At 70.1% G+C, this 24191-nt stretch carries 15 protein-coding genes; 7 read left to right on the top strand and 8 right to left on the bottom strand.

Going from position 1 to position 24191, the window contains the following annotated elements:
* Positions 1-417 precede the first annotated feature (417 nt).
* Both WME97_RS28450 and WME97_RS28445 read left to right on the top strand, forming a co-directional pair.
* Positions 418-3345, top strand: coding sequence for a DUF4215 domain-containing protein (locus tag WME97_RS28450; protein ID WP_437541943.1), 2928 nt, complete (start codon positions 418-420; stop codon positions 3343-3345).
* Positions 3346-3456: 111 nt separating this feature from the next.
* Positions 3457-4848 (top strand): hypothetical protein, encoded by a 1392-nt coding sequence (locus WME97_RS28445; protein ID WP_437541941.1) that lies wholly within the window; start codon positions 3457-3459, stop codon positions 4846-4848.
* 76 nt (positions 4849-4924) lie between these two features.
* Here the strand turns inward: WME97_RS28445 and WME97_RS28440 are convergent, their stop codons facing one another.
* A complete protein-coding gene (locus WME97_RS28440; protein ID WP_437541939.1) occupies positions 4925-7138 on the bottom strand; it encodes a hypothetical protein in 2214 nt (737 codons plus the stop codon).
* Between the two features lie 183 nt (positions 7139-7321).
* Positions 7322-8215: a glycine zipper family protein gene (locus tag WME97_RS28435; RefSeq protein ID WP_437541936.1), complete on the bottom strand. Its 894-nt coding sequence runs from the start codon at positions 8213-8215 to the stop codon at positions 7322-7324.
* Positions 8216-8812: 597 nt separating this feature from the next.
* Between WME97_RS28435 and WME97_RS28430 the strand changes: the two genes are divergently transcribed.
* The 3 genes from WME97_RS28430 to WME97_RS28420 are packed head-to-tail and all read left to right on the top strand — an operon-like array spanning position 8813 to position 11266.
* A complete protein-coding gene (locus tag WME97_RS28430) occupies positions 8813-9289 on the top strand; it encodes a hypothetical protein (protein WP_437541934.1) in 477 nt (158 codons plus the stop codon).
* 34 nt (positions 9290-9323) lie between these two features.
* Positions 9324-9812 carry a helix-turn-helix domain-containing protein gene (locus WME97_RS28425; protein WP_437541932.1) on the top strand — a complete coding sequence of 163 codons (489 nt, stop codon included), beginning with the start codon at positions 9324-9326 and terminating at the stop codon, positions 9810-9812.
* Positions 9809-11266, top strand: coding sequence for a transposase (locus WME97_RS28420; RefSeq protein ID WP_437541929.1), 1458 nt, complete (start codon positions 9809-9811; stop codon positions 11264-11266). Before WME97_RS28425 ends, WME97_RS28420 begins: the two co-directional genes overlap by 4 nt.
* A gap of 111 nt (positions 11267-11377) precedes the next feature.
* Here the strand turns inward: WME97_RS28420 and WME97_RS28415 are convergent, their stop codons facing one another.
* Both WME97_RS28415 and WME97_RS28410 read right to left on the bottom strand, forming a co-directional pair.
* Positions 11378-12595 carry a radical SAM protein gene (locus tag WME97_RS28415; protein WP_437541927.1) on the bottom strand — a complete coding sequence of 406 codons (1218 nt, stop codon included), beginning with the start codon at positions 12593-12595 and terminating at the stop codon, positions 11378-11380.
* Between the two features lie 94 nt (positions 12596-12689).
* Complete coding sequence (locus WME97_RS28410; RefSeq protein WP_437541924.1) at positions 12690-12941, bottom strand: hypothetical protein; 252 nt, start codon at positions 12939-12941, stop codon at positions 12690-12692.
* A gap of 413 nt (positions 12942-13354) precedes the next feature.
* Here WME97_RS28410 and WME97_RS28405 point away from each other — a divergent pair, with 413 nt between their 5' ends.
* Complete coding sequence (locus tag WME97_RS28405) at positions 13355-13537, top strand: hypothetical protein (RefSeq protein WP_437541922.1); 183 nt, start codon at positions 13355-13357, stop codon at positions 13535-13537.
* 47 nt (positions 13538-13584) lie between these two features.
* On the opposite strand, the gene WME97_RS28400 is transcribed toward WME97_RS28405, so the two are convergent.
* From WME97_RS28400 to WME97_RS28385, 4 genes are all read right to left on the bottom strand, one after another.
* Positions 13585-14550 (bottom strand): hypothetical protein, encoded by a 966-nt coding sequence (locus WME97_RS28400; protein WP_437541920.1) that lies wholly within the window; start codon positions 14548-14550, stop codon positions 13585-13587.
* Positions 14547-15827 carry a radical SAM protein gene (locus WME97_RS28395; protein WP_437541919.1) on the bottom strand — a complete coding sequence of 427 codons (1281 nt, stop codon included), beginning with the start codon at positions 15825-15827 and terminating at the stop codon, positions 14547-14549. The genes WME97_RS28400 and WME97_RS28395 overlap by 4 nt, the downstream gene beginning before the upstream one ends.
* Before the next feature lie 178 nt (positions 15828-16005).
* Entirely contained in the window at positions 16006-19488 is a 3483-nt protein-coding gene (locus tag WME97_RS28390; RefSeq protein WP_437541917.1) for a Kelch repeat-containing protein, read from the bottom strand.
* A gap of 48 nt (positions 19489-19536) precedes the next feature.
* Complete coding sequence (locus WME97_RS28385; RefSeq protein WP_437541914.1) at positions 19537-23184, bottom strand: Kelch repeat-containing protein; 3648 nt, start codon at positions 23182-23184, stop codon at positions 19537-19539.
* 298 nt (positions 23185-23482) lie between these two features.
* Between WME97_RS28385 and WME97_RS28380 the strand changes: the two genes are divergently transcribed.
* Complete coding sequence (locus tag WME97_RS28380; RefSeq protein WP_437541912.1) at positions 23483-24049, top strand: hypothetical protein; 567 nt, start codon at positions 23483-23485, stop codon at positions 24047-24049.
* The last annotated feature ends 142 nt before the right edge of the window (positions 24050-24191 follow it).

The following is a 24191-nucleotide window of genomic DNA, read 5'->3' as shown; positions in this document are numbered from 1 at the left end:
TCCGCGCGGGCCTCGGCCTGCCCGCGGCCAGGTTACAGCCGTTCGCCGCGTCCGGGGGGCGAGATGGCGACCGCGCGGCGAAGCGGCGCGGGGCGCACTTGTCAGGGCCGGGATGTCAAGCCCGATCGCCGCCGCCACCTTCGTGCGCCGCCGCGCCGCCGCGCCGCCCACAGATTCGTCGCGCCTCGACGCGCGGCGCGTCGGGAACCCGCTATGCCGTGAAATCCGCTTGATCCACGGGGGTGGTTGCGTTGCGATGGAGCGGGAACGAGGGCGACCCACATGTCGATGTGAGCGCGCGCCTGTGGGACACGCGCTCACCCCGTCTCCAGCGGTGCACCTCGTCGCTCGAGGTGCCTCGCGGCGTGGCTTGGACAGCGTGACGACCTTCTGAAGCAAGTTGGGATGGTGGCGTCGATGGGCTTGGGAAAGAGACTTACTTCCGTGCTCCTCGTCATGCTCGCCGGTCCGCTCGTCGCCTGCGGCGGCGATGATGGCGGCGGCGGCGAGGGCGGCGCGGGCAGCGGCGTGGGCGGCGAGGGCGGGGCGGGCGGCGGGGCTGCTGGCACCGGCGGCGAGGACAGCAGCGGAAGCTTCGGCGGGTTCATGACGGTCGGATCGGGCGGGAGCGGGGGCGCCGGGGGCGATCCCTGCGAATCGCCGGATCCTCCGCCGGAGTGCGACGCGGTCGAGCCGGCGTGCGGCGACGGCGAGATCAACCAGGGGAGCGAGGCGTGCGACGACGGGAACAGCCTCCCCGGAGACTGCTGCTCTGGCGCCTGCAAGGTGGAGCCGTACTGCGTCTGCGAGCCCGGGGAGCTCTGTCACACGACGATCGCGTGCGGCAACGGGGCGGTGGAGCCCGGCGAGAGCTGCGAGGACGGGAACACCGCCTCGGGCGACGGCTGCGACGATCGCTGCCAGAGGGAGCCGGGCGACTGGGTCTGCCGGACGCCGGGGGAGCCGTGTTACCGGCTCCACTCGTGCGGCGACGCGCGCGTCTCGGGCGGGGAGAGCTGCGACGACGGGAACGCGGTGTCCGGAGACGGCTGCTCCGAGGTCTGCGCGCTGGAGGACCCCGGCAGCGTCACGTGCCCTGTCCCCGGGCAGCCTTGCAAGCCGGTCGAGCGCTGCGGCGACGGCCGCCTGCGGCCGACCGAGCGGTGCGACGACGGCAACACCGAGCCGGGCGACGGCTGCTCGCCGAGCTGCCTGGTGGAGGCCGGGTGGAAGTGCCCGGACGGCGTGCACTGCACGTTCACGGTCGTGTGCGGCGACGGCCAGATCGGCGTGGGCGAGGCGTGCGACGACCGCAACACGCTCTCGGGCGACGGCTGCTCGTCGACCTGCGGCCTCGAGGCCGGGTTCGACTGCGCGCGCGCGGGGAGCCGCTGCACGGCGGTCTGCGGCGACGGGCGCGTCGTCGGGGGCGAGGACTGCGACGACGGCGATACGAGGGATGGCGACGGGTGCGACGCCACCTGCAAGTGGGAGCCTGGCCTCGTGTGCCAGCCGGCGACCGGCGGCTACACCTGCCGCGCTACCGTCTGCAACGACGGGAAGAGGGAGGGCTCGGAGCCGTGCGACGACGGCAATGCCAACCTCGGCGACGGCTGCACGCCGTTCTGCCAGGTCGAGCCGGATTGCGGCGAAAGCGGGTGCTCGTCGGCCTGCGGCGACGGGCTGCGCCTCGGCGACGAGGCGTGCGACGACGGCAACACGAGGAGCGGCGACGGCTGCTCGATCGGGTGCACGGTCGAGCCGGGGTACAGCTGCAGGAACGACTCGACCCTGGGCGACGAGCTCCGCGTGCCGATCGTGTACCGCGACTTCAAGCACGACGCGCCGAACTTCGAGCCTGACTCCAACCCGCCGGACGCCATCGTCACGGGCATCGTGCAGCCCCTCCTGGGCGCCGACAACAAGCCCCAGTTCGCCGCGGCGCGGCCGAACGCCTTCCTCACGAACGCCACGGATTTCAATCGCTGGTACAACAACTCGTCCCTCTCGAAGACGGTCGTGGACTGGCTCCCGCTCGCGCGGGTCGGGACGTCGGACGTGTTCCTCTTCGAGGATCACCTGTTCTTCCCGCTCGACGGCAAGGGCTGGCAGGCCACGTCGGTGCCGGCGGCGGAGCGCGAGGCGAGCCGCGAGGCCCGCGATCCGTTCAACGACTGGGCCACGGCGGGCAACCACAACTTCTACTTCACGAGCGAGGTCCGCACCTGGTTCGAGTACCACGGCGGGGAGCGGCTCGATTTCTACGGGGACGACGACGTCTGGGTGTTCATCAACAACCGGCTCCGCATCGACCTCGGCGGCATTCACACCCCGATGGGGACCGGCGAGGTCGCAGGCGTCGAGGACGATCGCGGGACGGTGCTCATGGATGACCTCGGCCTCACGGCGGGGCGCGTCTACGAGGTCGTCGTGTTCCAGGCGGAGCGCCACACCACGGCGTCGAGCTACAAGCTGACGCTCGGCGGCTTCAACGCGGCCTCGTCCGTGTGTGAGCCCGTGTGCGGCGACGGCATCGTCACGCCCGACGAGCAGTGCGACGACGAGGACGAGAACGGCCCGGGGTACGGGAACTGCTCGACGAGCTGCACGCTGGGGCTCTACTGCGGCGACGGGGTGCCGACCGCGCCGTACGAGATCTGCGACGACGGCATCAACCTGGGCGGCTATGGCTCCGAGGCCTGCGCGCCGGGCTGCGTGGCGGCTCCACGCTGCGGGGACGAGGAGATCGACAGCCAGTTCGGCGAGGAGTGCGACGACGGCGTGAACGACGGCCGCTACGGCGGGTGCACGTCGGAGTGCCTGATCGGGCCGCGGTGCGGCGACGCGGTCGTCCAGGAGCCCAACGAGACGTGCGACGACGGCGTGAACGACGGCCGCTACGGCGGGTGCACGCCGGAGTGCGGCGACGCGGCGAAGTGCGGCGACGGGGTCACCCAGGACGCGTGGGGCGAGGAGTGCGACGACGGCGTGAACGACGGCAGCATGGGCTGCCTCGGTTGCCGGATCGGCGCCGTCTGCGGCGACGGGAGCGTGCAGCGGGAGCTCGGCGAGGAGTGCGACGACGGACAGAACGACGGCGGCTACGGCGAGTGCGCTCCGGGCTGCGTGTACGGCCCGCGCTGCGGCGACGGCGTGACCCAGGCGCCGCCCGAGCAGTGCGACGACGGACAGAACGACGGCGGCTACGGCGAGTGCGCTCCGGGCTGCGTGTTCGGCCCGCACTGCGGCGACGGCGTGCGGCAGACGGCGTTCGAGGAGTGCGACGACGGCAACACCGCGAGCGGCGACGACTGCAGCGCCACGTGTCACAACGAGATCCACTGATCCAGCGCGCGCCCTGACGGCGACGGGAGCGCGGCGGCTCGCCTGGGGCCGTCGCGCTGCCCTCTCGACGGCGCAGCACACGTAACACGCGGGCTATCGAAGAGGGGGACCATGCGAAATTCGACATCTGGCGCGCTCACGTTGCTCGCGCTCCTTCCGGGGTTCTTTCTCGGGTGCTCCGGCGAGGAAGCGCCGGGCTCCACGGCGGCGTCTCCGACGTTCCATCGAGACGTCGAGCCGCTGCTGCAGAAGCACTGCATGAGCTGCCATTCTCCCGGCAACATCGCCCCGTTCAGCCTGACGGCGTACGACTCCGCGCACAGCGTGGCCAGCCTGCTCGCGCGCTCGGCGCGGGACCGCACGATGCCGCCGTGGGGTGCGATGGAGACGGACGAGTGCCAGCCTCCTCACGGCTGGAAGGACGATCTCCGGTTGACGGAGGAGGAGATAGCGGTCCTCGAGGCGTGGGCCGCCTCGGGCGCTCCCGAGGGGGATCCGGCGGACGCGCCGCCCCCGTTCGTGGCCGAGGCGCCGGGGCTGCCGGGCGTCGAGCTGGAGGTCGCGCCGCAGGAGCCGTTCGTCGCGAGCGGCGATGCCGACCAGTTCCGGTGTTTCGTGATGGATCCTGGGCTCACGGAGACGCGGTACATCAACGGCGTGCACCTCATGCCGGGCAACAGCAAGGTCGTGCACCACGCGCTCGTGTTCCTCGACAAGGAGGGCGCGACCGACGCGCTCGTGGATGAGCACGGCGGATACGACTGCTTTGGCGGCCCCGGGTTCTCGGGCGAGCTCGTCGCCGCGTGGGCGCCGGGGGGCGTGCCCATCGAGCTCGAGCCGAACATCGGCGCTGAGCTCCCGGCGGGCGCGCGGCTGGTGATGCAGGTCCACTATCACCCGGCCGGGACGACCGCCGAGTCCGACGCGACACGCCTCCAGCTGCGCTTCACCCAGGACGTGCCGGAGTGGCTCATGGGCATCGCGCTGATCGGCAACTTCGAGTCTCCCTTCGCGCAGGGGCGCGGCCTCCTCCCCGGGCCGAACGACGCGGATGGCGCCGAGTTCCTGATCCCCGCCGGCGCGAAGGACCATGTCGAGACCATGCAGTTCAGGCTGCCCGCTGCGGTATCTCTCTCGGAGATGTACCTCTATGGCGCCGGCACGCACATGCACTACGTCGGCACGGACATGAAGGTCACCCTCGAGCGCGAGGAGGGCGCAGCCGACGCGCCTGCGGAGCAGTGCCTCGTGCAGACGCCGATGTGGGACTTCTCGTGGCAGCGCGGGTTCTACTACGACGCTCCCATCGAGCAGCTCCCGCGCCTCCGCGGCGGCGACCTGCTGACGATGCGCTGCACGTACGACAACTCGAACAGCAATCCATTCCTCGCGAAGGCGCTCAAGGAGGAGCACCTCCCCGCCCCGGTGGACGTGCACCTCGGCGAGAGCACCCTCGACGAGATGTGCCTCGCCGCCGTGATCCACGTGACGAGGAAGCGGTAGCGATCCGTGTCTTGATGGGGGTGGGAGGTCGGTAGCGATCGACGACTGCCGATCACCGCTCTCCCACCCGCGACGCTCAGGCGCGCGGGGTGCGCGGCTTCACGAGCTCGTCGATGCCGAGCTCACGCGCCTTCTGGGCGAGCGCCTCGATCTTCTTCTTCCCGTCGGCGTCGGCGGTCGGCAAGAGCGACGTCAGGAGCCCCGACAGCGTGCCGTCCGAGGGCTTTGCCCCGGGCGCGACGAGCTGCTTCAGGTCCTCCGTGACGCTCGCGTTGCCGTTCAGGTAGTCGCCGGCCAGGGCGCGGACCGTCGCGCTCTGGTCGACAAGCCCGTCGACCGACTGGCCCAGGGTGACCGCCTTGACGAAGCGATCGAAGAACGCCCCGTCGCCGCCGACGATGTTGATCTTCGCGTGCTCGAACGCCCCGTGCAGGATCTCGGCCTGCGCCTTGGCGATCTCGGCCCGGATGCGCAGCGACTCGAGCTCCACCGCCCGCTCCTTCTCGAGCCGGAGGCGGAACTCCTCGTGCTCGCGGCCGACGCCGTCGAGCGCCTTCATCGCCGCCGCCTTCTCCGCCGTGCCGGCCGCCTCGGCCAGGAGCCGCTGCTTGATCGCGGTCGCCTCGGCGAGGCCCGTCTTCTCCAGGGCGAGCGCCTCGGCCTCGCGCGTCCGCGCGGCCGCGAGCCCCTTCTGCTCGATGCCCGCCGCCTCGGCGAGCAGCCGCTCCTTCGCGACCGTCGCCTCGGCGCGCCCCTGCTTCTCGATCGCCATCGCCTCGGCCTCCTTGACCATCACCCGCGCGAGGCCCTGCTTCTCCTCGCCGGCGGCGGCGGCGTTCATCTTCTCGAGCGCCACGCGCGCCTCGGCGAACCCCTGCTTCTCGATCGCCTGCGCGTCGGCCTCCTTCACCCGGATGCGCGCCAGCCCGTCGGCCGCGGCCTCGGCCTGATGGCCCTCGGCGAGGCGGATCTTCGCGCGCGCGGCCTTGTCGCTCGCCTCGAGCTCGGCGTCGGCCGTGATGAGCTTCTCGCGCGCCCGGAACTTCGCCGCCTCCTCGCTCGCCTCGGCGCCCTTGAGCTGCTTGACGAGCTGCTCCTGCGCCTCGGCCTCCGCGTTGATGCGCGTCACGTCCTTGAGGCGCGTCGCCTCGGCCACCGCGCGCACGTCCTTGATGCGCTCCTCCTCCTCGGCCACCGTCTTCTCGACCGCGATCCTCGCCCGGACCACGTCGGCGATGTCCTTCCTCTGGACCTCGAGCTCCTTCTCGCGCGCGATCTGCTGGAGCGTCACGTCGCGCTCGCGGCTCACGATCTCGAGCTGCCGCGCCTTCTCGACGCGCTCGGTCTCGACCGCGACCTCCCGCTCCTTGTTCTTCTGGGCGACCGAGACGCCGCGCTCCTTCGCCTCGCGGGCGACGAAGGCCTCCTCGTCGTTCTTCTCCTGGAGGAGCACCGTCTTCTTGCGCTCGTCGCTCACGATGCGCGCGGCCTCGTTCTGCTCGCGCGCCTGCGCCACCGCGATCTCCTTCGCCTTCTTCGCCTCGGCCTCGGCCCGGCGCTGCTCGAAGCGGAAGATGGCCTCGTCGGAGTTCAGGTTCTGGCTGCCGATCTCCATCCGCTCCTTCTGGCGGAGCTCGTTCGTCAGAACGTTCTGCGCGACCGTGAGCTCGGTGATCTTCCGGATGCCCTCGGCATCCATGATGTTGTCCTTGTCGAGCAGCTCGATGGGCGTCTGCTCCAGGTAGTCGATCGCCGCGTCGGCCAGCACGAACCCGCTCAGGTCCTTGCCGATGACGTCGATGATGTCGTCCTTGAACTTCTGCCGCTCCTTGTAGAGGTCCTCGAAGTTCAGGCGCTTGCCGACCGTCTTGAGCGCCTCGGAGAACTTCGCGGCGAAGAGCTGCTCGAGCGTCTCCGGGTTCGACGCGCGGACGCAGCCGATGGTCCGCGCGACCGTGCGCACGTCGTCCTGCGTCTTGTTCACCTGCACGAAGAAGGTGACCTTGATGTCCGCGCGGATGTTGTCCTTGCAGATGAGGCCTTCCTTGCCGCGCCGGTCGATCTCGATCGTCTTGACCGAGATATCCATGTACTCGGCGCGGTGGATGATCGGCAGCACCAGCGTCCCGGTGAAGGTGACGATGGGGTCCTGGCCTCTCGTGTTGATGATCAGCGCCTTGCCCTGATCCACCTGGCGGTAGAACTTGGCGTACATCACCAGCATCCCGAGGGCGACGAAGGCGAGGACGCCGACGAGGACGATGATTAAGGGGACGGTCACAGGGGGCACGCGGAGCTCCTTCGCGTTTCGGTGGAGGGGAGGGCGCCGGCCCCCGCGTTCACGTCGGTGAGGGTCGGACGGCCAGGCCCGCTCAGAGCCGGGTCGGGGGCCGAATGACGCCCCCTAGGGGACGAGCGTACACGAAACCGCCCGCCCGACAGCGGCGTTCAGCGGCGGCGCCCGCGCCGGCGTTCAGCCGCGGCGCTGCCGCTCGTCCGCTGCGCGCGCCGCGGGCGCGTCGTCCTCCTCGACGCCGGCCGGGCGTGCTTCCACGCGGGACGCACCCCGCTCGGCCAGGGGAGGGGGAGGGCCGAGGAGGGCGTCGAGCGGCTCGACGCTGAAGATCTCCCGGTCCGGGTCCCAGCTCACGAGCAGCGCGCGGTCGCCCCGGCGGAGCGCGCCGGGCGTGTCGCACCGGACGTCGAGGATGTGGCTCGCCCCGCCCTCGTCGATCGTCGCCTGGCCGAAGCGCTCGTCGACGCGCCCGGTGGAGATGACGCACACGCGGCCCACGAGGTCCTTCTTCGACTGGCCGTGCCGGGTCACGAACAGCGGGCCGAGCGGCCGCACCGCGAGCGAGGTCGAGAGCACGGCCGCGACGAGCGAGCCGGCGAGCACCGCGAGGCCGAGCGTCCAGCGAGGCAGCCCCCAGCCGAGCCAGAGCGGCTCGACGAGCACCGTCGACAGGGCGCTCGTGAACCAGCCGAACGCCGCGATCAGCGTGAGCGACACGGTCGCCGGCACGCGGTGCAGCTGGAGCGCGGCGAGGAGCGAGCCGGCGTCATGCGCGCCGCCGGCCCCGTCCGCCGTGCCCGTCGCGGCGCCCTCGAGCGAGCCCTTGGCGGCGCCTTCGAGCGAGCCCTTGACGGCGCCTTCGAGCGCGCCCTTGGCGGCACCCTCGAGCGCGCCCTTGGCGGCGCCTTCGAGCCCGCCGAGGTCGGGGGCAGCGTGGCCGTGGGCGCCGCCGAGCAGGTCGAGGTCGACCGCGCCCAGGAGGACGAACAGCCAGTAGATGAGCGCGAGCGCGAGCGCGACCGTGAAGATCACGGCAGGGAACGCGAGCGATGCGGCGAGCACCTCGGCCATAGGCAGACGCGGGCAGGGCGCAGGATGCGGCGCCCGCGACCGGCGTCTCCGATAGGATCACAAGGAGGGGAGGGATGGGGCCAAATTCGGTCGCCCGGGGTGTCGCCGAAAAGACTTGACATGCCTGGACAGGTGCCTCTCGCGAGCCGCCCGGCCCCGTCCCGCGCGACGAGCTCTCTCCCCGGGAGCCTACCGGAATCGCACAACACCTTCGGTATTCTCGAATCGCCCTGGTCCTTCTTTCCTCCAACTCTTGCGGGCGCGCGTGATCTTCTGGTCCGGGTACTCACGTCCTGCCGTCGGAAGGCATGGCAGGTTCTCCGCAGGCGCGCCGCCGCGCTCAGGTGGTTGCAGAGGGGGGAGGCGATGGTAGTTTGAGGTGTGGGGTTGACGGCGCCGGTGGGCGCGGGGCGCGTCGTCGGCGCGAAGGCTGCTGTGCGAATCGAACCAGCGCACGATGAGCGCTGGTGATGGGAGGTGCGGCTCACGCCGACGGGAGCCCGAGCGACGACACGCGCGTCTCCGGGCGGCGGCGCGTGCTCGTCGCAGCTTCCATAACGAACGCCGGCCGAACCTGGACGAGGGGCGAGGTGAGCGATGAAAGACAAGCATTGTGGGCCAAATCATGGCGCGTCGAGCAGCGTCGACGACACCCGCGTCATTGATACGCTTCAGCGTGCAATTGCACTTCTTCCGGAGGAGTGGGCGGCTGCAGCGGCACGCGTGAAAACCGTTGACCTCGTCGACGATCTCGTGGGCGTGAGCCCGGGTTCATACGACCACGCTGCTGCATCCCTCCTCGCTGCCGCGTCGGCTTGGGGGTACTCGGACGGCGAGGAAATTCTCCGGATGCTGGATCGACGCGGATTGCCGAATGTGTGCGTTACAATTGATTTTAATAATCAGGGTTTTCTCATGGATTCGCGCATGCACTTCATCCAGAGCAGGGATGGGCGAGTGGGGATTCTCGTTTTTCGTGGATCGCAGCTGCATCCCGTGATTAATTGGCTGGCTAATATCAATATCAAGCCGGATTCGTTCTATGCTGCGGGGCGTGTCCACGGCGGCTTCTAGAGCGATTTGCAGTTGAGCTTGGTACAAGCTGAGCATGGTCGGGCGGGACGGTGGCATCGCTGATGCTGCTGCCTACCGCATGGGCCCGTACAGCATCCATCTGCGGCAGCGGATCATCGACGCCTACCAGAACCGTGAAGGAAGTATCCGGGAGCTGGCCGAGCGGTTCGAGGTCGCCCCGAACACGGTGCAGAACTATCTCACGCAGCTGCGCGCCACGGGCGACCTCGCGCCGAGTCCGCACGGCGGCGGCACGCCACGGAAGTTCGACGAGACGGACGAGCGGGCACTGATTAAGCTGCTGGAAGAGAAGAACGACCGGACATTGGCGGAACTGATCGAGCAGATGGAGCAGCGTCACCATGTGCACGTCAGCGTCTCGACGATGAGCCGTACGCTGCACCGGATGGGGATCACCCGAAAAAAAGGACGTTGGGTGCCAGCGAGCAAGACCGCCCGGACGTTCAACAGGCCCGCGCGAGTTTTCAAAATTGGGCGGGGACCACAGATGCGCGCCGCTTGATCTTCGTCGACGAGTTCGGCGCCAACCTGGGCATGACCCGGCTCTATGGCTACGCCCTGAGCGGGCAGCGGGCCTACGGCAAGGCGCCGGCGAACGCGGACCCGAACCTGACGCTGGTGCTCGGGCTGGGGCTGCAGGGGGTGGTGGCGCCGGTGGTCTTCGAAGGCGCCATGAATCGTCCTCGATTTGAGACGTACGCCCAGGAATATCTGGCTCCGGTGCTGCGGCCTGGCGACATCGTGCTCGTGGATCGACTCAAGCCACATCTATACCCCGAGGTCCGCGCGGCCATCGAGGCGACGGGTGCCGACTACCACCCGCTGCCGCCTTACTCGCCGGATTTCTCGCCGGTGGAAGAGTGTGGCAGCAAGATCAAGCAGACCCTCCGCACCGCTGGGCAGCGGACCGTGGTGGGCGTGCTCGACGCGATGGACAGGGCCCTCCACCAGGTGACGCCGAAGGACGCCGAAGGCTGGTTCCGCCATGCGGGTTACCTCGACCGACCTCCTCGTCCCAGACCGCAGCGCAGGGGCACGCCTCGGAGCCGTGCGCCGCGGGCTCGCACGCCTCGCAAAAGTCGCGCTCGGGATCCGCCAACGCCCAGCTCGAGGGGCACGGTCTGTACCAAACCCAATCGCGAATCGCTCTATAGCGGCGTCCTGTCGGTATGGGAGCGCGTGAAGCACTACCTTTTTGCCGCCAGGAATGGCGAATCCATCTGTCACGCATGGGAGCGCGATGCGCTGAGAAAGCACTGCGCTCCGGAGTTCTCCAAGGAGGATGTCTGTGCACCCTGTGACGGGGCGTCGCCTTTGTCGAGGCACGATGCCCAGCATCGTCAGAAGGCGAGACTACGGTCCGTGGTGGGGGCGCTCGAGGACGCGCTCCGGTTCAAGATGGAGGCTCTCTATATTACTGGCCACAGCCTGGGCGGCGCGCTCGCTGTCCTCGCGGCGGCGCTGATCTACTCGGACGAGGACCTCCGCGAGTTGCGGCCCCTGCTGCGCGGGATCTACACATTCGGCCAGCCGATGGTCGGCGACCGGGCGTTTGCCACGAAGTTCCAGAGAGAGTTCGGGGACAAACTCTTCCGGCACGTTTATCGCCGAGACATCATACCGCACTTGCCGCCGCGCACGGCAGGGATCTTCGAGCACTTTGGTCAAGAGTACAGGTCTTCGCCTACGGGCTGGATCAGCCATGGAGGGCCGAGCGTGGGCCAGGTGCGCGTTGGGGGGCTCGCCATGCTCTTCAGCGCTTTTGCCTGGCTCGGTGAGCAGTTCTCCCCTCGCGCCCTGCTCCCCGACCTGGGACCCGTGGAATGCTTCGCGAAGCAGGTCGTGCCCCCGTTCCTGTTGAAGCCCCTCCCGTTTCGCTATTCGTTGGCCGATCACATGCCACTCAACTATCTGCGCGCCTCGCGAGCCGTCGTCCCTGGCAGCGAGTTCTTGTGAGCGAGCGTTTTCGTCAGGGCTCTCTGTGATCGTGGTCGAGCGGGCTCTGGCCTGCCTTGCACACCAGATCTGGACGCGGCTGGACTCTGCGGCCGGCGTGGATCTGTCCCCTCAGGGACGGACCGCGCTCGGACGGACCGCTGCGATCATCTCGGGGGGCAGCGACTCGATGACGCGCTGACGGATATGGCGAATGAGCTTCTGCAGGTCCTCGCAGTAGACGGAGGGGTTGTCGAACCGCCGCTCCCGGCTGAAGCGATGCGGCATGTATCCGCCTCCGCACACGTCCCGCAGATCGCAGGCGTGGCATGTCGCGCAGAGCGCCGTGACGCCGCCCTGCAGCGCACGGACGATCGGCGACCGACGCGCGTCATCGAACTCGTTGCGCAGCACGTTGATGCCCAGCTTCGTGAGCCCGTGCTCGCAGCACTTGAACGCGTCGGTCGGCTCGATGCTTCCGTCGGTCTCGACGATGATCGCTCCGGCAGGTCTTCCGCCGATGTTGTCGGTGCTCATCGGATGCCCGAACAAGAGGCGCAGGATGTTCTCGAAATACCGCACGTGTCGATCGGGCCGATTCTGCTCGAACCAGAGGTCGAAGAGCTCGATCATCCAGTCCCCGTACGGCATCGCTCCCGTCGGCGGCCGATTCTCATGGTTCGCGTGCGGAAGGTTGATCTCCATGCCCGGGACGTCGAGGAACTGCCACAGCTCGAACATCTCCCGAGGTGGGATGTCCGTGTTGATCACAGCGAGCACGTTCGCGAAGATCCTGGGCCCCCTCGGGTGCGCCTGGAGGCGCCGGATCGCCGCCACGACGTCGTCGAACGACCCGGCGCCCTGGTGGTCCACTCGGTGGCGGTCATGAAAGCGCTTCGGGCCGTCGATGCTGAGGCCTACGTTGATGGACAGATCCGCGAGGAGATCGATCCACTCGTCATCGATCAGCACACCGTTGGTCTGGACGCTGAAGTGTGAGCGAACGTCGGCCTCCTCCAGCGCGCCCCTGACTTGCTCCACCCACCCGCGGAAGCGGCGTTTGCCGAGCAAGAGCGGCTCCCCGCCGTGCAGAATGATGTGAACGGTCGGAACGTCGTGCCGGGCCGCGTGCGCTATGATGCGCCTCGACAACGCCCCCGTGACGTCCTCGCGAATCAGCGCAGGTTGGGACACGTAGGTCCGATCCGCCAGGTTGTACATGTAGCAATAGCTGCAATTGAGATTACAGCGACTCACTACCTTCACCACATATGTCGATATGGGGACGGCGTGAGATCGGTCGGTTGCGATGGGCAGTCTTACGACGGGGGCCATCCAGGCGTTCTCCATGATGAGTGTGGTTGCGAGGAAGGGGGGCTCCGGACAGCAGCGCGCGCCCATCCCAACCTCAGAGAGGGCATATTTCCTCGGAACGGCGCTGTCGCTAGCCCTCCGGCAGTACGCCGGGCCTCGGCGCGGCGTTAAAGTCAGTCCACTCGCTGAGGGTGAGCGAGTCGTGGCGCCTCCGTCCCTCGCGCAGGTCTGCGACCGACAGCATCGCGGACTTTACCGCCTCTTTCCCGATCTTCCGGATGTGTTCCTGATCAGGGTTCAGAGCAGCAAGGTCGATCTCGTTGAATTCGTCGCCGCACGGCTCCGCCGCGGCGTGCAAAGATTCATCCATGTCCTTATTCATCGTCAACTCCAGATCTCGTACACCCAGTACGCCCATCGGGCGGGAGCACCTCGTGGTAAGCTTGTGCTACTTGCAGCCACTCGCAATGGGGTGCCAGCGGGGAGCAGGTCTGGATTCCGAGGTGTATCGGGTCCTCCTGGCGACGCTGACGCGAGGCTCCGACAAGCCCAACTCCGCGCGGGTGTATGGCTCTTCGTGCGACCCGCCGAGCGGGGGCGGACTCGTCGCGGTGGGCATCGACTATTACCCCGGATGACGCGGCGCTGGTATCCGACTACCTCTGGCGCGCCGCCGTGCCGAGCACCACGTCCATCTGCTCCAGATGCCGATGAGCCGGGTCCCCATCGTGGTGGACGCGTTGCGCCAGGCGACGCCGCTCAAGCTCTACATTGATGTCGATCGCGGCGGCGGGCGTGCCCGACGCCGCGAAGAGCTCCGCCGATGCCGTCGCCGCGAAGCTTTGGCGTCTGCTCCACGTCGTCGTTCAGTACCTGCCGCCAGCGATGAGCGCCCGACCGTTCGGGAGAAGCGTCGATGAGCGCCAGCTCCTCTCCATTCGCATCGAGGGGAGCGACGACCCCGTGCGGCCCTCATGAAGGGCGACGCCATATCAACAATTTATCCGTGCCTCGAGCGCCGTGGCTCAGCGAGCTCCTTGGCTTTCGAGGCTCGAGAGCACGCTGAGGTCCTCGGGCCCGCCGAAGACCGGCGCTGGCACGCCGAGGATCCCGAGCTCGAGCAGTTCCCCGAACGACCTCGCCGAGATCGCGAAGTAGCCGGTGCACCGGGAAGCTTTCAGATCGGGCCTCCCGCTCGTCAGCGCGTCGAGCCTGCGCGCGCGCTCGCTCAGGAGCGCGCCGACCTCCCGCGGACGCGAGGAATGTTCGGTGAGCGCCGCGTACCCGATGCGGACCCGCGGCTCGTCCTTCGGCAGCTTCGCGAAGGCGTCCCGCGCCTCCTTCCGAAAACGCTCGGGCACGATGCAGAGCCCCGCGTGATCCGGGATGAGCCAGCCCTTCGACAGCGAGGCAAGGAGGATCGCGCTCTCGTCGTCGAGCAGCGCCCGTGCCTGCTCCGTCGGCGGCGTCGCATAGGCCGAATCGAGGATCAACATGCGCCGCTCGTCCGCGCGCGCCCAGCGCCGGAGCTGGGCCGCTTCGAGCGGCGACAGGTGCGAGCCCCACGGCTTCAGGGGCTCGCAGATCAACACCGCGTCGAGCCCGTCGAGGACAGGTAACCCGAGGCGCGCATTCCACGGGACGAGGGTCGCTCCCGCCTCGGCCGCGAGCTGCTGGTAGACGGGGTAGACGTCGGCGGGGACGCCGACGCGCCCTTCCCGCTTCGCGAGGAGCTCGAACAACGCGCGAAGCGAGCGACGGATACCGTGGCTGACCTGCGTGCGTGGCTTGAGCGCCAGCGGGAGCTCGATGTGCGCGAGGAACCGCTCCGCGAGGTGACAGCGATACGGCGCCTCCGGGTGGGTCGAGGGCGCGATGGCCGGGAAGAGACGCGCGAGGCTCCGGTAAACGTTGAGCTCCGAGAGATCGACGAGCGAAGGACGCGTGGCCTTGAGCTCGGCGCGGCGCGCGAGGAACGCTTCGTGCTTCATAATGTGGAGCTCGGATCTTCCAGGGAGGCGAGGCAGGACCCGTCAGCCATCACGTTCCACGAGCGGACAATGCCATGTGTCCGTTCCCAGCCGACCGATGGCTCGGTGTAGGCCGCCACGCGGAGCACGCGGCCTCTCATGGTTCCTTCGAAGACCGGGCTCCCCCACGGGAGCTCCGCGCATCGCTCGAAGCCGAGCTCCGTGAGCGTGTGGAGGACGAGCGAGAGAGGCACCTGGTTTGCCTCGCAATACCGGTTGGCCGCGCTCGGCGCCCACGGGTTCTCCGAGAGGCTCGAGATGTAGAGCTCCTTGAAGCACACCTCCTGAAACCCCTCTCCGGCGCTCCGTTCGAGGTAGGCGCGCACCTTCGCGGCCTCGTCGACGCCGCCGCGCTGGAGCACGCAGATGGCCCGCGTGCGGAGGCCCGGCGCGCCCCCCAGCGCGCCGGAGTCGACCTCGATCCCCAGGATGCGCGCGTCGTCTTCGCGCGTCACGCCGTGCCGGCTCACCGCGAGGGTGGTGAGCCCTGCGTCCCGGAGCTCTTCGACCTGCGCGAGGTCGAGGCGCGCGCCGTTCGTGATGAGGAGGGTCTTCGGGAAGAGCTCGGACAGGCCACGAACGAGCGCGCGGAGCCGTTCGGGATCGAGCAACGTCGGCTCGCCGCCGCCGGTGATGACGGCGCGCTCGGCGCCGCGCTCCTTCGCGCGCCTCGCCCAGTCGAGGTAGCGCTCCAGCGTGGCGCTCTGCTGGCGCGCGAGATCCGAGACGCTCGCCTTCGAGAAGCAGAATGCGCAACGCGCCTGGCAAGCATTCGCGACGGGCAGCACCGAGATGCTCCGCGGCCGGCATTTCGCCCAGTCGACGAGGCCGGCGTCCTCCAGCCGAAAGGCCTCCGCGGTGATCTCCTCGTGCCGGGTGGGGACGAGGGCGCCCTGCGCATCGACCCACGCCACGCCGCTCAAGGGGATGTCGCTCGACGGCCAGCGCCAGCCGATGCCCGTGCCCGTCACGTCGTTCGGGCGCATCGCGTCGGGCCCGACGGGGAGCCGCGCCCGCAGCGCCACGACGCGATCCTTCGGCCGCCCGAGCCTCGTCACGAGCCTCCGCGCCTTCTCGAGCCCGGGCGCAAAGGGCTCGTCTTCCTTCAGCATGTAGAAAGCGTCGGGGAAGGTCGATTCACGGATCAACGCCTTCGAGTAACGCATCCCGTAGCGATCGAAGCCCCGCAGCCAGTTCGACAGCGGAATGAAGGCAACGAAGGGGACCATGGACGACATGGTCGATGAGTCACCGAGTCGAGTCAACCGGACGCGAGGGGGCGGACGCGAGGCTCGCGGCGCTGCGGGCGCATGCCCGAGGTCGGCCATCGGCATGCGCCTGGCTCTTGCGAGGACGAGATGATCCGGGGGAGTGGGGACGAGCCACGGTGCGATGGGCGCACGTGCTCTCGAGAGCTCAGGCGGCGCGGCGGGGCCTTATGAGGCGCCGGCGCAGCCGCGCGGCGGCGAGCGCCCCGAGGGCGAGCAGCCAGGCCGGTGTCTCCTGAGGGCCAGTCGCCGTGCGGCAGGCGCAGCCCGCTGCTGCGCTCGGGAGCTCACCTCCGCCGCTGCTCTGCGTGCCCGTCGCGCCAGCGCCGGTGGTCGTGGAGTCATCGCCGCCCGCGCTGGTCGTTGTGGATGTGGCGCCTCCTTGATGGCTGGTGTCACCGCCTTGGCCGCCTGTGGCCGTGCCGCCAGCGCCCCCTTCGCCGCCAGCGCCCCCATCGCCCCCGCCGCTGGTTCCGCCGCCTGGGTTGCCACCGGTGCCATTGCCACCGTCGCCGCCGCCGGCGCCTTGATTGCCACCGACGCCGGCGCTGACGTCGCCGCCGATGCCGCTGCTGGCGCTGCCGCCGACGCCGCTGCTGGCATCGCCGCCGCCGCCGTCCGGATGGCCACCGACACCGCTGCTGGCGCCGCCGCCGATGCCACTGCTGGTGTCGCCGCCGCCTACGCCGTTGCTGGCGCCGCCGCCGCCGCTGCTGGCGTCGCCTCCGCCGTGGCCACCCGCGGCCGTGCCGCCTGCACCGCCGCTGCCGCTCACGGCCCCGCCGCCTTCGCCCGTGGTGCCGCCGCCGGCGCCGTCGCTGCCGCCCCCCGCGCCCGCGCTCTCGCCTCCGCCGCCGCCCGGCACGCAGGCGCCGCTCTGGCACATCCCGGGCGACGCCGGCCGCGCTGTGACATAGAGCCACGCGTTGTCGAGGCGTTGATAGCTCGTACCGCCGCCGGCGATCAGGATACGGCCGTCGTGGAGCCGCTCCACCACGGCGCTCTGATCCCTCACGTCCAGCGCCGGCGCGAGCGTCCAGGTGTCGCTGGCCGGGTCGTAGATCTCGGCCGTGAAGGCACCGTCATTGGCTCTGGATGCGGACGGGAGGCCCGTCACCAGGATCCTGCCGTCGGGGAGGAGCGCCGCGCTGGTGGGGGAGTACCGTGGCTCGACCGTCGCTCCCGTCGAGGTCCAGGTGTCGCTCGCCGGATCGTAGATCTCGGCCATCTCCAGGTTGCTTCTGCTGCTTCCTCCGCGTCCCCCGACGACGAGCACCCGGCCGTCCAGAAGCAGCGTTGCCGCGTGCTGTTGGCGGCTCCAGTTCATCGAGGCGACGCGCGTCCACGTGTTGGCCGCCGCGTCGTAGATCTCCGCGCTCACCGTCGGGGAGTCCTCGTCTCCGCCCGCGACGAGGACCCTGCCGTCCTGCAGCAACGTCGCCGTGGCGAGGCTCCGCGGGACATTCATGGGCGCCGCCAGGGTCCACGTGTCCGTCACGGAGTCGTAGATCTCGACCTTTTCTGCGCCAGCGTCGACGTTGTTGTCGCCGCCGGCGACGAGCACCCGGCCGTCCGCGAGCGGCGTGACCGTCGCGCGGGTGATAAGGCGCGGCCCGGTGCTGGCCGCGGCCGGCGTCCACACGCCCGTCTCAGGGTCGAATCGCATCGTCGGCGAGGGGCGCCGGAGCGGGCGATCGGGGAGCCCCAGGGCCGTCCCGTCAGGAAGCGATACGAGCCTCGACGGCAGCTTCAGCCCGTCCAACTTCGCCGGCGGCTGCCACGAGCCCGTGCTCGGGTCGTAGCGGAGCCAGACATTGCCCGGCTGCGGCGGATTGCCTGTCTCGCCGAACCCGATCATGAGCAGCGTTCCATCCTGGAGCAGCGTGGCCGCAGGCAGGCTGAGGAGGACGCCCATCCGCCCCGTCACCTCCCAACCCTCGGCGGAACCGGCGAAGTCGCAGGGCGCGCCGTCCGGCTTCACGGACGCGGGCGCCGCGCACCCCGCCGCGGGGTCGCACACCGGCGCTTCATGACAGTCGTCGACGGGCAGGCACACCGCGAGGCTCGACCCCACGCAGGCCCCGCCCACGCAAGCGCTCGCCTCGGAGCACACGTCGCCGTCGCTGCATGGGGTCCCGTCCGGCGCAGCCGCGCCGTCGACGCACGCGCCCGCCTCGCAAACACCCCCGACGACGCACGCGTCCGTGTCGTCGCAGGCGACGCCGGTGAGCGGGGTGCAGACGCCGTCCTGCGACGCGCCCGAGGCCGCCGTGCAGGCGTCGCAGGGCCCGGCGCAGGCCGCGTCGCAGCAGACCGAGTCCGCGCAGAAGCCGCTCCCGCAGTCGCTGTCGGCGTCGCAGCCCTCGCCGAGCGGCGAGCGCTCGCGGAAGAGCACGGCAGACGCCGTGGCGGTCGCGGCGTCGACGTAGCCGCCGGCGATCAGCACGCTGCCGTCGTTGAGCCGCGTCGAGGAATGGCGGGCGCGCGCCATGGTTTCGGGCGGCTCCAGATCGAGGCTCGACCAGGAGAGGGTCGCCTCGTCGAAGATCGCGCGGGTCGCGTAGAAGGGATGGATGGGGTCCCTCGCCCCCTGCGCAAAACAGAGCTCCACACCTCCCGTGAGCAGCACCTTTCCGCTCGGGAGCAGCGATGTGCGCATTCCCTCGATGCCCGAGCCGCGCACAGCGCACGGCGTCGAGGCCGGAGCATACGACCCGGAAGTCGGCGCCCATCGATCGTCCTGCGGGAAATAGACCTGCGAGAAGGCGGGATCAGCCGGGCCCGGACCGGCGCCGATGCCTCCCAGGACCAGGACCCCGCCGCCCGGAAGCGTCGTCGCGCTGGGGGCCTCGTGCTCGGTCGTCGGCCTTACGGCCCCGTTCTCCCAGGTCCAGATCCGGGTCTCCAGATCATAGAGGCTGCAGCCGGCTCCTGTCACCATGACCCGGCCGTCCTGGAGCAGCGTTGCGCTCACGGGACTGGGCCCGTAGTCCCCATACCGGTCCACGGATTTGCAGAACGGCAATTCTGTCCAGCCGCGCGACTCCGGGTCGTAGATGGCCGAATTCATGTAATAACGCAGGTCGGCCACGCCGTCCATGTTGCGATCCGCCTTGTCCCAGCCCAGGCCGACGAGCACCGGCCTGCCGCCGGCGAGCATCATCGAGGGCGCGGGGTGGGGTATCGACAGCGGCCCTGCGGGCGTCCAGGTGTCGGTCATCGGATCGTAGATCTCGGCCGAAGGCAGGGACGTTCCCAGCGCCGCTGCGTTCCTCGTCCTGCCGCCGGCCACGAGGACATGGCCGTCTGGCAGCAGGACGGCCGCGTGTCCGCTGCGGGCCTGGAGGAGCGGCGCCGCGGGCGACCATGTCCTGGTCGCCGGGTCGCAGATCTCGACGGCCCGGAGGCTCATCGCCTCTCTCGTCGTGTAGGGCGGGTCGTCCAGCTCCGGGTATCCACCCGCGACGAGCACCCTGCCGTCCTTCAGCACCGTGGCCGTATGCTCGCCCCGCGGGGTGATCATCGGCGGCACGCTCTCCCAGGAAGGCGCGGTGGCCGCCGACGCGACGCTCGCGCACAGTGCCACGAACCCGCAGGCAGCGGCGCTCCCGAGCCTTCCGATCGATCTCATGCCCCGATGGCCTCCGGCGCCTTCTGTTGCGCGCGGTGGCGCGAAGATTCAGGGCGTGGAGGACGCGCTCCTGGAGCGGAACGGCGGGCGGCGTGGACTCGGAGGATGTTTTTTCCCCTTCAGGGTCCGGCGCCGCGACCAGCAGAGCAGGCCGAGGGCGCCGAGCCACGCGGAGCCGGCCGCCGTGCCCGCCGGCGTCGGGTCGCCGCTCATGCTGCACCCGCTGCTGCTGTCGGGGCTGCCGGCGTCGCCGCCGGAAGAGGAGGCGCTGCCGGTGGTGGTGACACCGGTGTCGCCTGAGCTGCCAGCGCCGGAGGAAGAACTCGCGGCGGTAGCGCTGGACGAGCCTCCGCCTCCGCCGCCGGCACTGGCGGACGAAGCGGAGGTGCTCGACGCGGCGTCGCCGCCGGCGCCGCCGGCGCCCGAGGAGGAGGTGGCCGAGGCAGCGGCGTCGCCGCCGCCGGCGCCCGAGGAGGAGGTGGCCGAGGCAGCTGCGTCGTCGCCGCCGGCGCCCGAGGAGGAGGTGGCCGAGCCAGCGCCGTCGTCGCCGCCAGCGCCCCCGTCGCCCCCGCCGCTGGTTCCGCCGCTTGGATCGCCACCGATGCCACTGCCAACGTCGCCGCCGCCAGCGCCTGGATTGCCACCCACGCCACTGCTGGCATCACCTCCGCTGCCGTCCGGATGACCACCGACACCGCTGCTGGCGCTACCGCCGATACCACCGCTGGTGTCGCCGCCGCCTACGCCGTTGCCGGCGCCGCCACCGCCGCCGCTGGCGTCGCCGCCTCCGCCGTGGCCGCCCGCGGCCGTGCCGCCTGCACCGCCGCTGCCGCTCACGGCCCCGCCGCCTTCGCCCGTGGTGCCGCCACCTGCGCCGTCGCTGCCGCCCCCCGCGCCAGCGCTCTCGCCCCCGCCTCCGCCGGGCACGCAGGCGCCGCTCTGGCACATCCCGGGCGACGCCGGCTGCGCTGGGACATAGAGCCACGCATGGTCGAGACGTTGATACGTCGTACCGCCGCCGGCGATCAGGATGCGGCCGTCGTGGAGCCGCTCCATCACGGCACTCTGATGCATCACGTCAAGCGCCGGCGCGGGCGTCCAGGTGTCGCTCGCTGGGTCGTAGAGCTCGGCGGCGAAGGCACCGTCGTTGGCTCCGGATGCGGACGGGAGGCCCATCACCAGGACCCTGCCATCGGCGAGGAGCGCCGCGCTGGGGTACCCCCGTTGCTCGACCATCTCTCCGGTCGAGGTCCAGGTGTCGCTCGCCGGATCGTAGATCTCGCCCGTCTTCATGTTGTCTCCGCCGCTTCCTCGTCCCCCGAGGACGAGCACCCGGCCGTCCAGGAGCAGCGTCGCCTCGTGTGAGCTGCGACTCCAGCGCATCGAGGCGACGCGTGTCCACGTGTTGGTCGCCGCGTCGTAGATCTCCGCGCTCATCCTCTGGGACTGCCTGTCACCGCCGGTGACGAGGACCCTGCCGTCCTGTAGCAACGTCGCCCTGGCGCGGCTTCGCGGAACGTTCATGGGCGCTGCCAGGGTCCACGTGTCCGTGACGGAGTCGTAGATCTCGACCTTTTCTCCGCCGCCGTCGACGTTGCCGTCGCCGCTGGCGACGAGCACCCGGCCGTCCGCAAGCGGCGTGACCGTCGCGTCGGTCATCTGGCGCGATACGAGGGTGGGCGCGGCCGGCGCCCAGACGCCCGTCGCAGGGTCGAATCGCACCGTCTGCGAGGGGCGCCGGAGCACGCTATTGGCGATCCCCAGGACCGTCCCGTCCGGAAGCGTTACGAGCCTCGACGGGCGCCTCGACACGTTCATCTTTTCGGGGGGCTGCCACGAGCCCGTGCTCGGGTCGTAGCACAGCCAGACATCGTTCCACCGCGGCGGATTGCCTGTCTCGCCGTACCCGATCATGAGCAGCGTCCCATCCTGGAGCAGCGTGGCCGCAGGCAGGTTGAGGAGGACGCCCATCCGCCCCGTCGCCTGCCAGCCCTCGGCGGAGCCCGGGAAATCGCAGAGCGCACCGTCCGGCTTCGCGGACGCGGGCGCCGCGCACCCCGCCGCGGGGTCGCACACCGGCGCTTCATGGCAGTCATCGACGGGCAGGCACACCGCGAGGCTCGACTCCACGCAGGCCCCGCCCACGCAAGCGCTGGCCGCGGAGCACACGTCGCCGTCGCTGCACGGGGTCCCGTCCGGCGCGGCCGCGCCGTCGACGCACGCGCCCGCCTCGCAAACACCCCCGACGACGCACGCCTCCGTGTCGTCGCAGGCGACGCCGGTGAGGGGGGTGCAGACGCCATCCTGCGACGCGCCCGAGGCCGCCGTGCAGGCGTCGCAGGGCCCGGCGCAGGCCGCGTCGCAGCAGACCGAGTCCGCGCAGAAGCCGCTCCCGCAGTCGCTGTCGGCGTCGCAGCCCTCGCCGAGCGGCGAGCGCTCGCGGAAGACCACGGCAGACGCCGTGGCGGTCGCGGCATCGACGTAGCCGCCGGCGATCAGCACGCTGCCGTCGTTGAGCCGCGTCGAGGAATGGTAGGCGCGCGCCATGGTCACGGGCGGCGCCAGGTCGAGGCTCGACCAGGAGAGGGTCGCCTCATCGAAGAGCGCCTGGGTCGCATAGAAAGGAACGACGGACGCTGTCGAGCCCGCGGACCTGCAGGGCTCCACGCCTCCGGTCAACAGCACCTTTCCGCTCGGGAGCAGCGAGGTGCGCATCCCCTGGATACCCGAGGAGTCCTGCCCGCACGGGCTCGATGCCGGAGCATACGGTCCCGGGGTCGGCTCCCAGCGGTCGTCCTGCGGCAGGTAGAGCTGCGAGAAGGCGTGAATCTCCGGGGCCGAGCCGGCGGGGAGGGTGCCTCCCACGACCAGGACCCCGCCGCCCGGGAGCGTCGTCGCGCCGGGATACGCAAGCTCGGTCGTCGGCTTCACGGCGCCCAGCTCCCAGGTCCAGAGCTGGGTCTCCAGGTCATAGAGGCTGCAGCCGCCTCCGGCCACCATCACGCGGCCGTCCTGGAGCAGGGTCGCGCTCACAGGCTGGGGCCTGTAAGGCAGCCTCACCCACCGGTCCACGGCGTCGCAGTGCGGAAGGTCCGTCCAGCCGCGCGACTCCGGGTCGTAGATGGCTGCGTTCTGGTAATAGTGCAGCACGAACTGGCCATCGAACTCGTCGTAGACGTCTTGCCAGGCCAGCCCGACGAGCACCGGCCTGCCGCCGGCGAGCATCATCGAGGGCGCGGGGTGGGCTATCGACAGCGGCCCTGCAGGCGTCCAGGTGTCGCTCATCGGGTCGTAGATCTCGGCCGAAGACAGGGAGGTTCCCTGGGCCTGTGCGTTCATCATCCTGCCGCCGGCCACGAGGACATGGCCGTCTGGCAGCAGGATGGCCGCGTGTCCGCTGCGGGCCTGGAGGAGCGGCGCCGCGGGCGACCATGTCCCGGTCGCCGGGTCATAGATCTCGACCGCCTTGAGGCTCATCGCCTCTCTCGTCGTGTAGGGCGGTCCGTCCAGCTCCGGGTATCCACCCGCGACGAGCACCCTGCCGTCCTTCAGCACCGTGGCCGTATGCTCGCCCCGGGGGGTGATCATCGGCGGCGCGCTCTCCCAGGACGGCGCGCTGGCCGCCGACGCGACGCCCGCGCACAGCATGACGAACCCCCAGGCAGCGGCGCTCCCGAGCCTTCCGATCGATCTCATGTCCCGATGGCCTCCGGCGCCTTCTGTTGCTCGCGGTGGCAGGAAAATTCAGGGCGTGGAGGATGCGCTCCTGGAGCGGAATGGCGGGCGGCGAGCCAGCACCGTCGCCGCCAGCGCCCGAGGAGGTGGAGCCGCTGCCGCCGGAGCCGCCGCCGCCGTGACACGGCCCGACGCCGCCAGGCACGCCGCCCGATGTGCCATCGACACGGCAGCAAGCGGCTCATTTTGGCGCGGTCTCATCGTTTCACGCTGAGAAATCCGCGATTCTCAGTGGCACATCCGTTGCTGAGGGGGTGGCATGAAGACCTTTCTCCGATGGCTCATTCCCCTCGCGCTGCTTCCTGTGTTTGCTTGCTCCGACGCGGTCGAGCAGCCTGCCGGCGGCGGTTCGGGGGGCGGCACGCCCGACGAGACCCAGTCCTCCAGCGTATCGAGCGGCGCCGGCGGCACGCCCGAGGACACCACGTCGTCCAGCGCCTCGACCGGTGGCGACACCCCCGTCGCGTGTGATTTCTCAGGAGGGGGCGCTCCGCCGGGGGCGCGCTGCTCAAACGAGGGCGAGCTTTGCGACTACGCCTGCTCCCCCTGCAGCGTCACCTGCACCGACGGCGTGTGGGTCGAGCACTGCACAGCGTGTCCCAGTCTAGAGCCTGAGAATGGAACGGACTGCAGTGCCTATTACAGCGTGGGGCCGTGCAGTTATAAGAGCGCGTGTGGCACAGTGAGTGCCACTTGCGACGGGCCGACCGGGTTGTGGGTGGTCAGCTGCAGTGATCAGAGCGACGGGAGCGGTGGGGACAACGAAGGCGGTGGGGGCAATGCAGGCGGCGGCGGAGAGGACACCCACGGCGGCTGCGGCGGCTAGAACGCCGAACGGACTGGCAACCACGAGAATGAGACGCCAGAAGACGCCAGAAGACGCCAAAAGACGCCAAGAGAACAATAAAATTCTGGCGTCTTCTGGCATCCTGGCGTCTTCTGGCGTCCCAATCTCTCGCTGTTTGCGT

It is taken from the genome of Sorangium sp. So ce367 (assembly GCF_051520455.1).
In the GTDB taxonomy this organism is placed as follows: Bacteria; Myxococcota_A; Polyangia; order Polyangiales; family Polyangiaceae; genus Sorangium; species Sorangium cellulosum_B.
The sequence above is the reverse complement of the archived record's forward strand: the minus strand, read 5'-3'. Positions and strand labels throughout refer to the sequence as shown.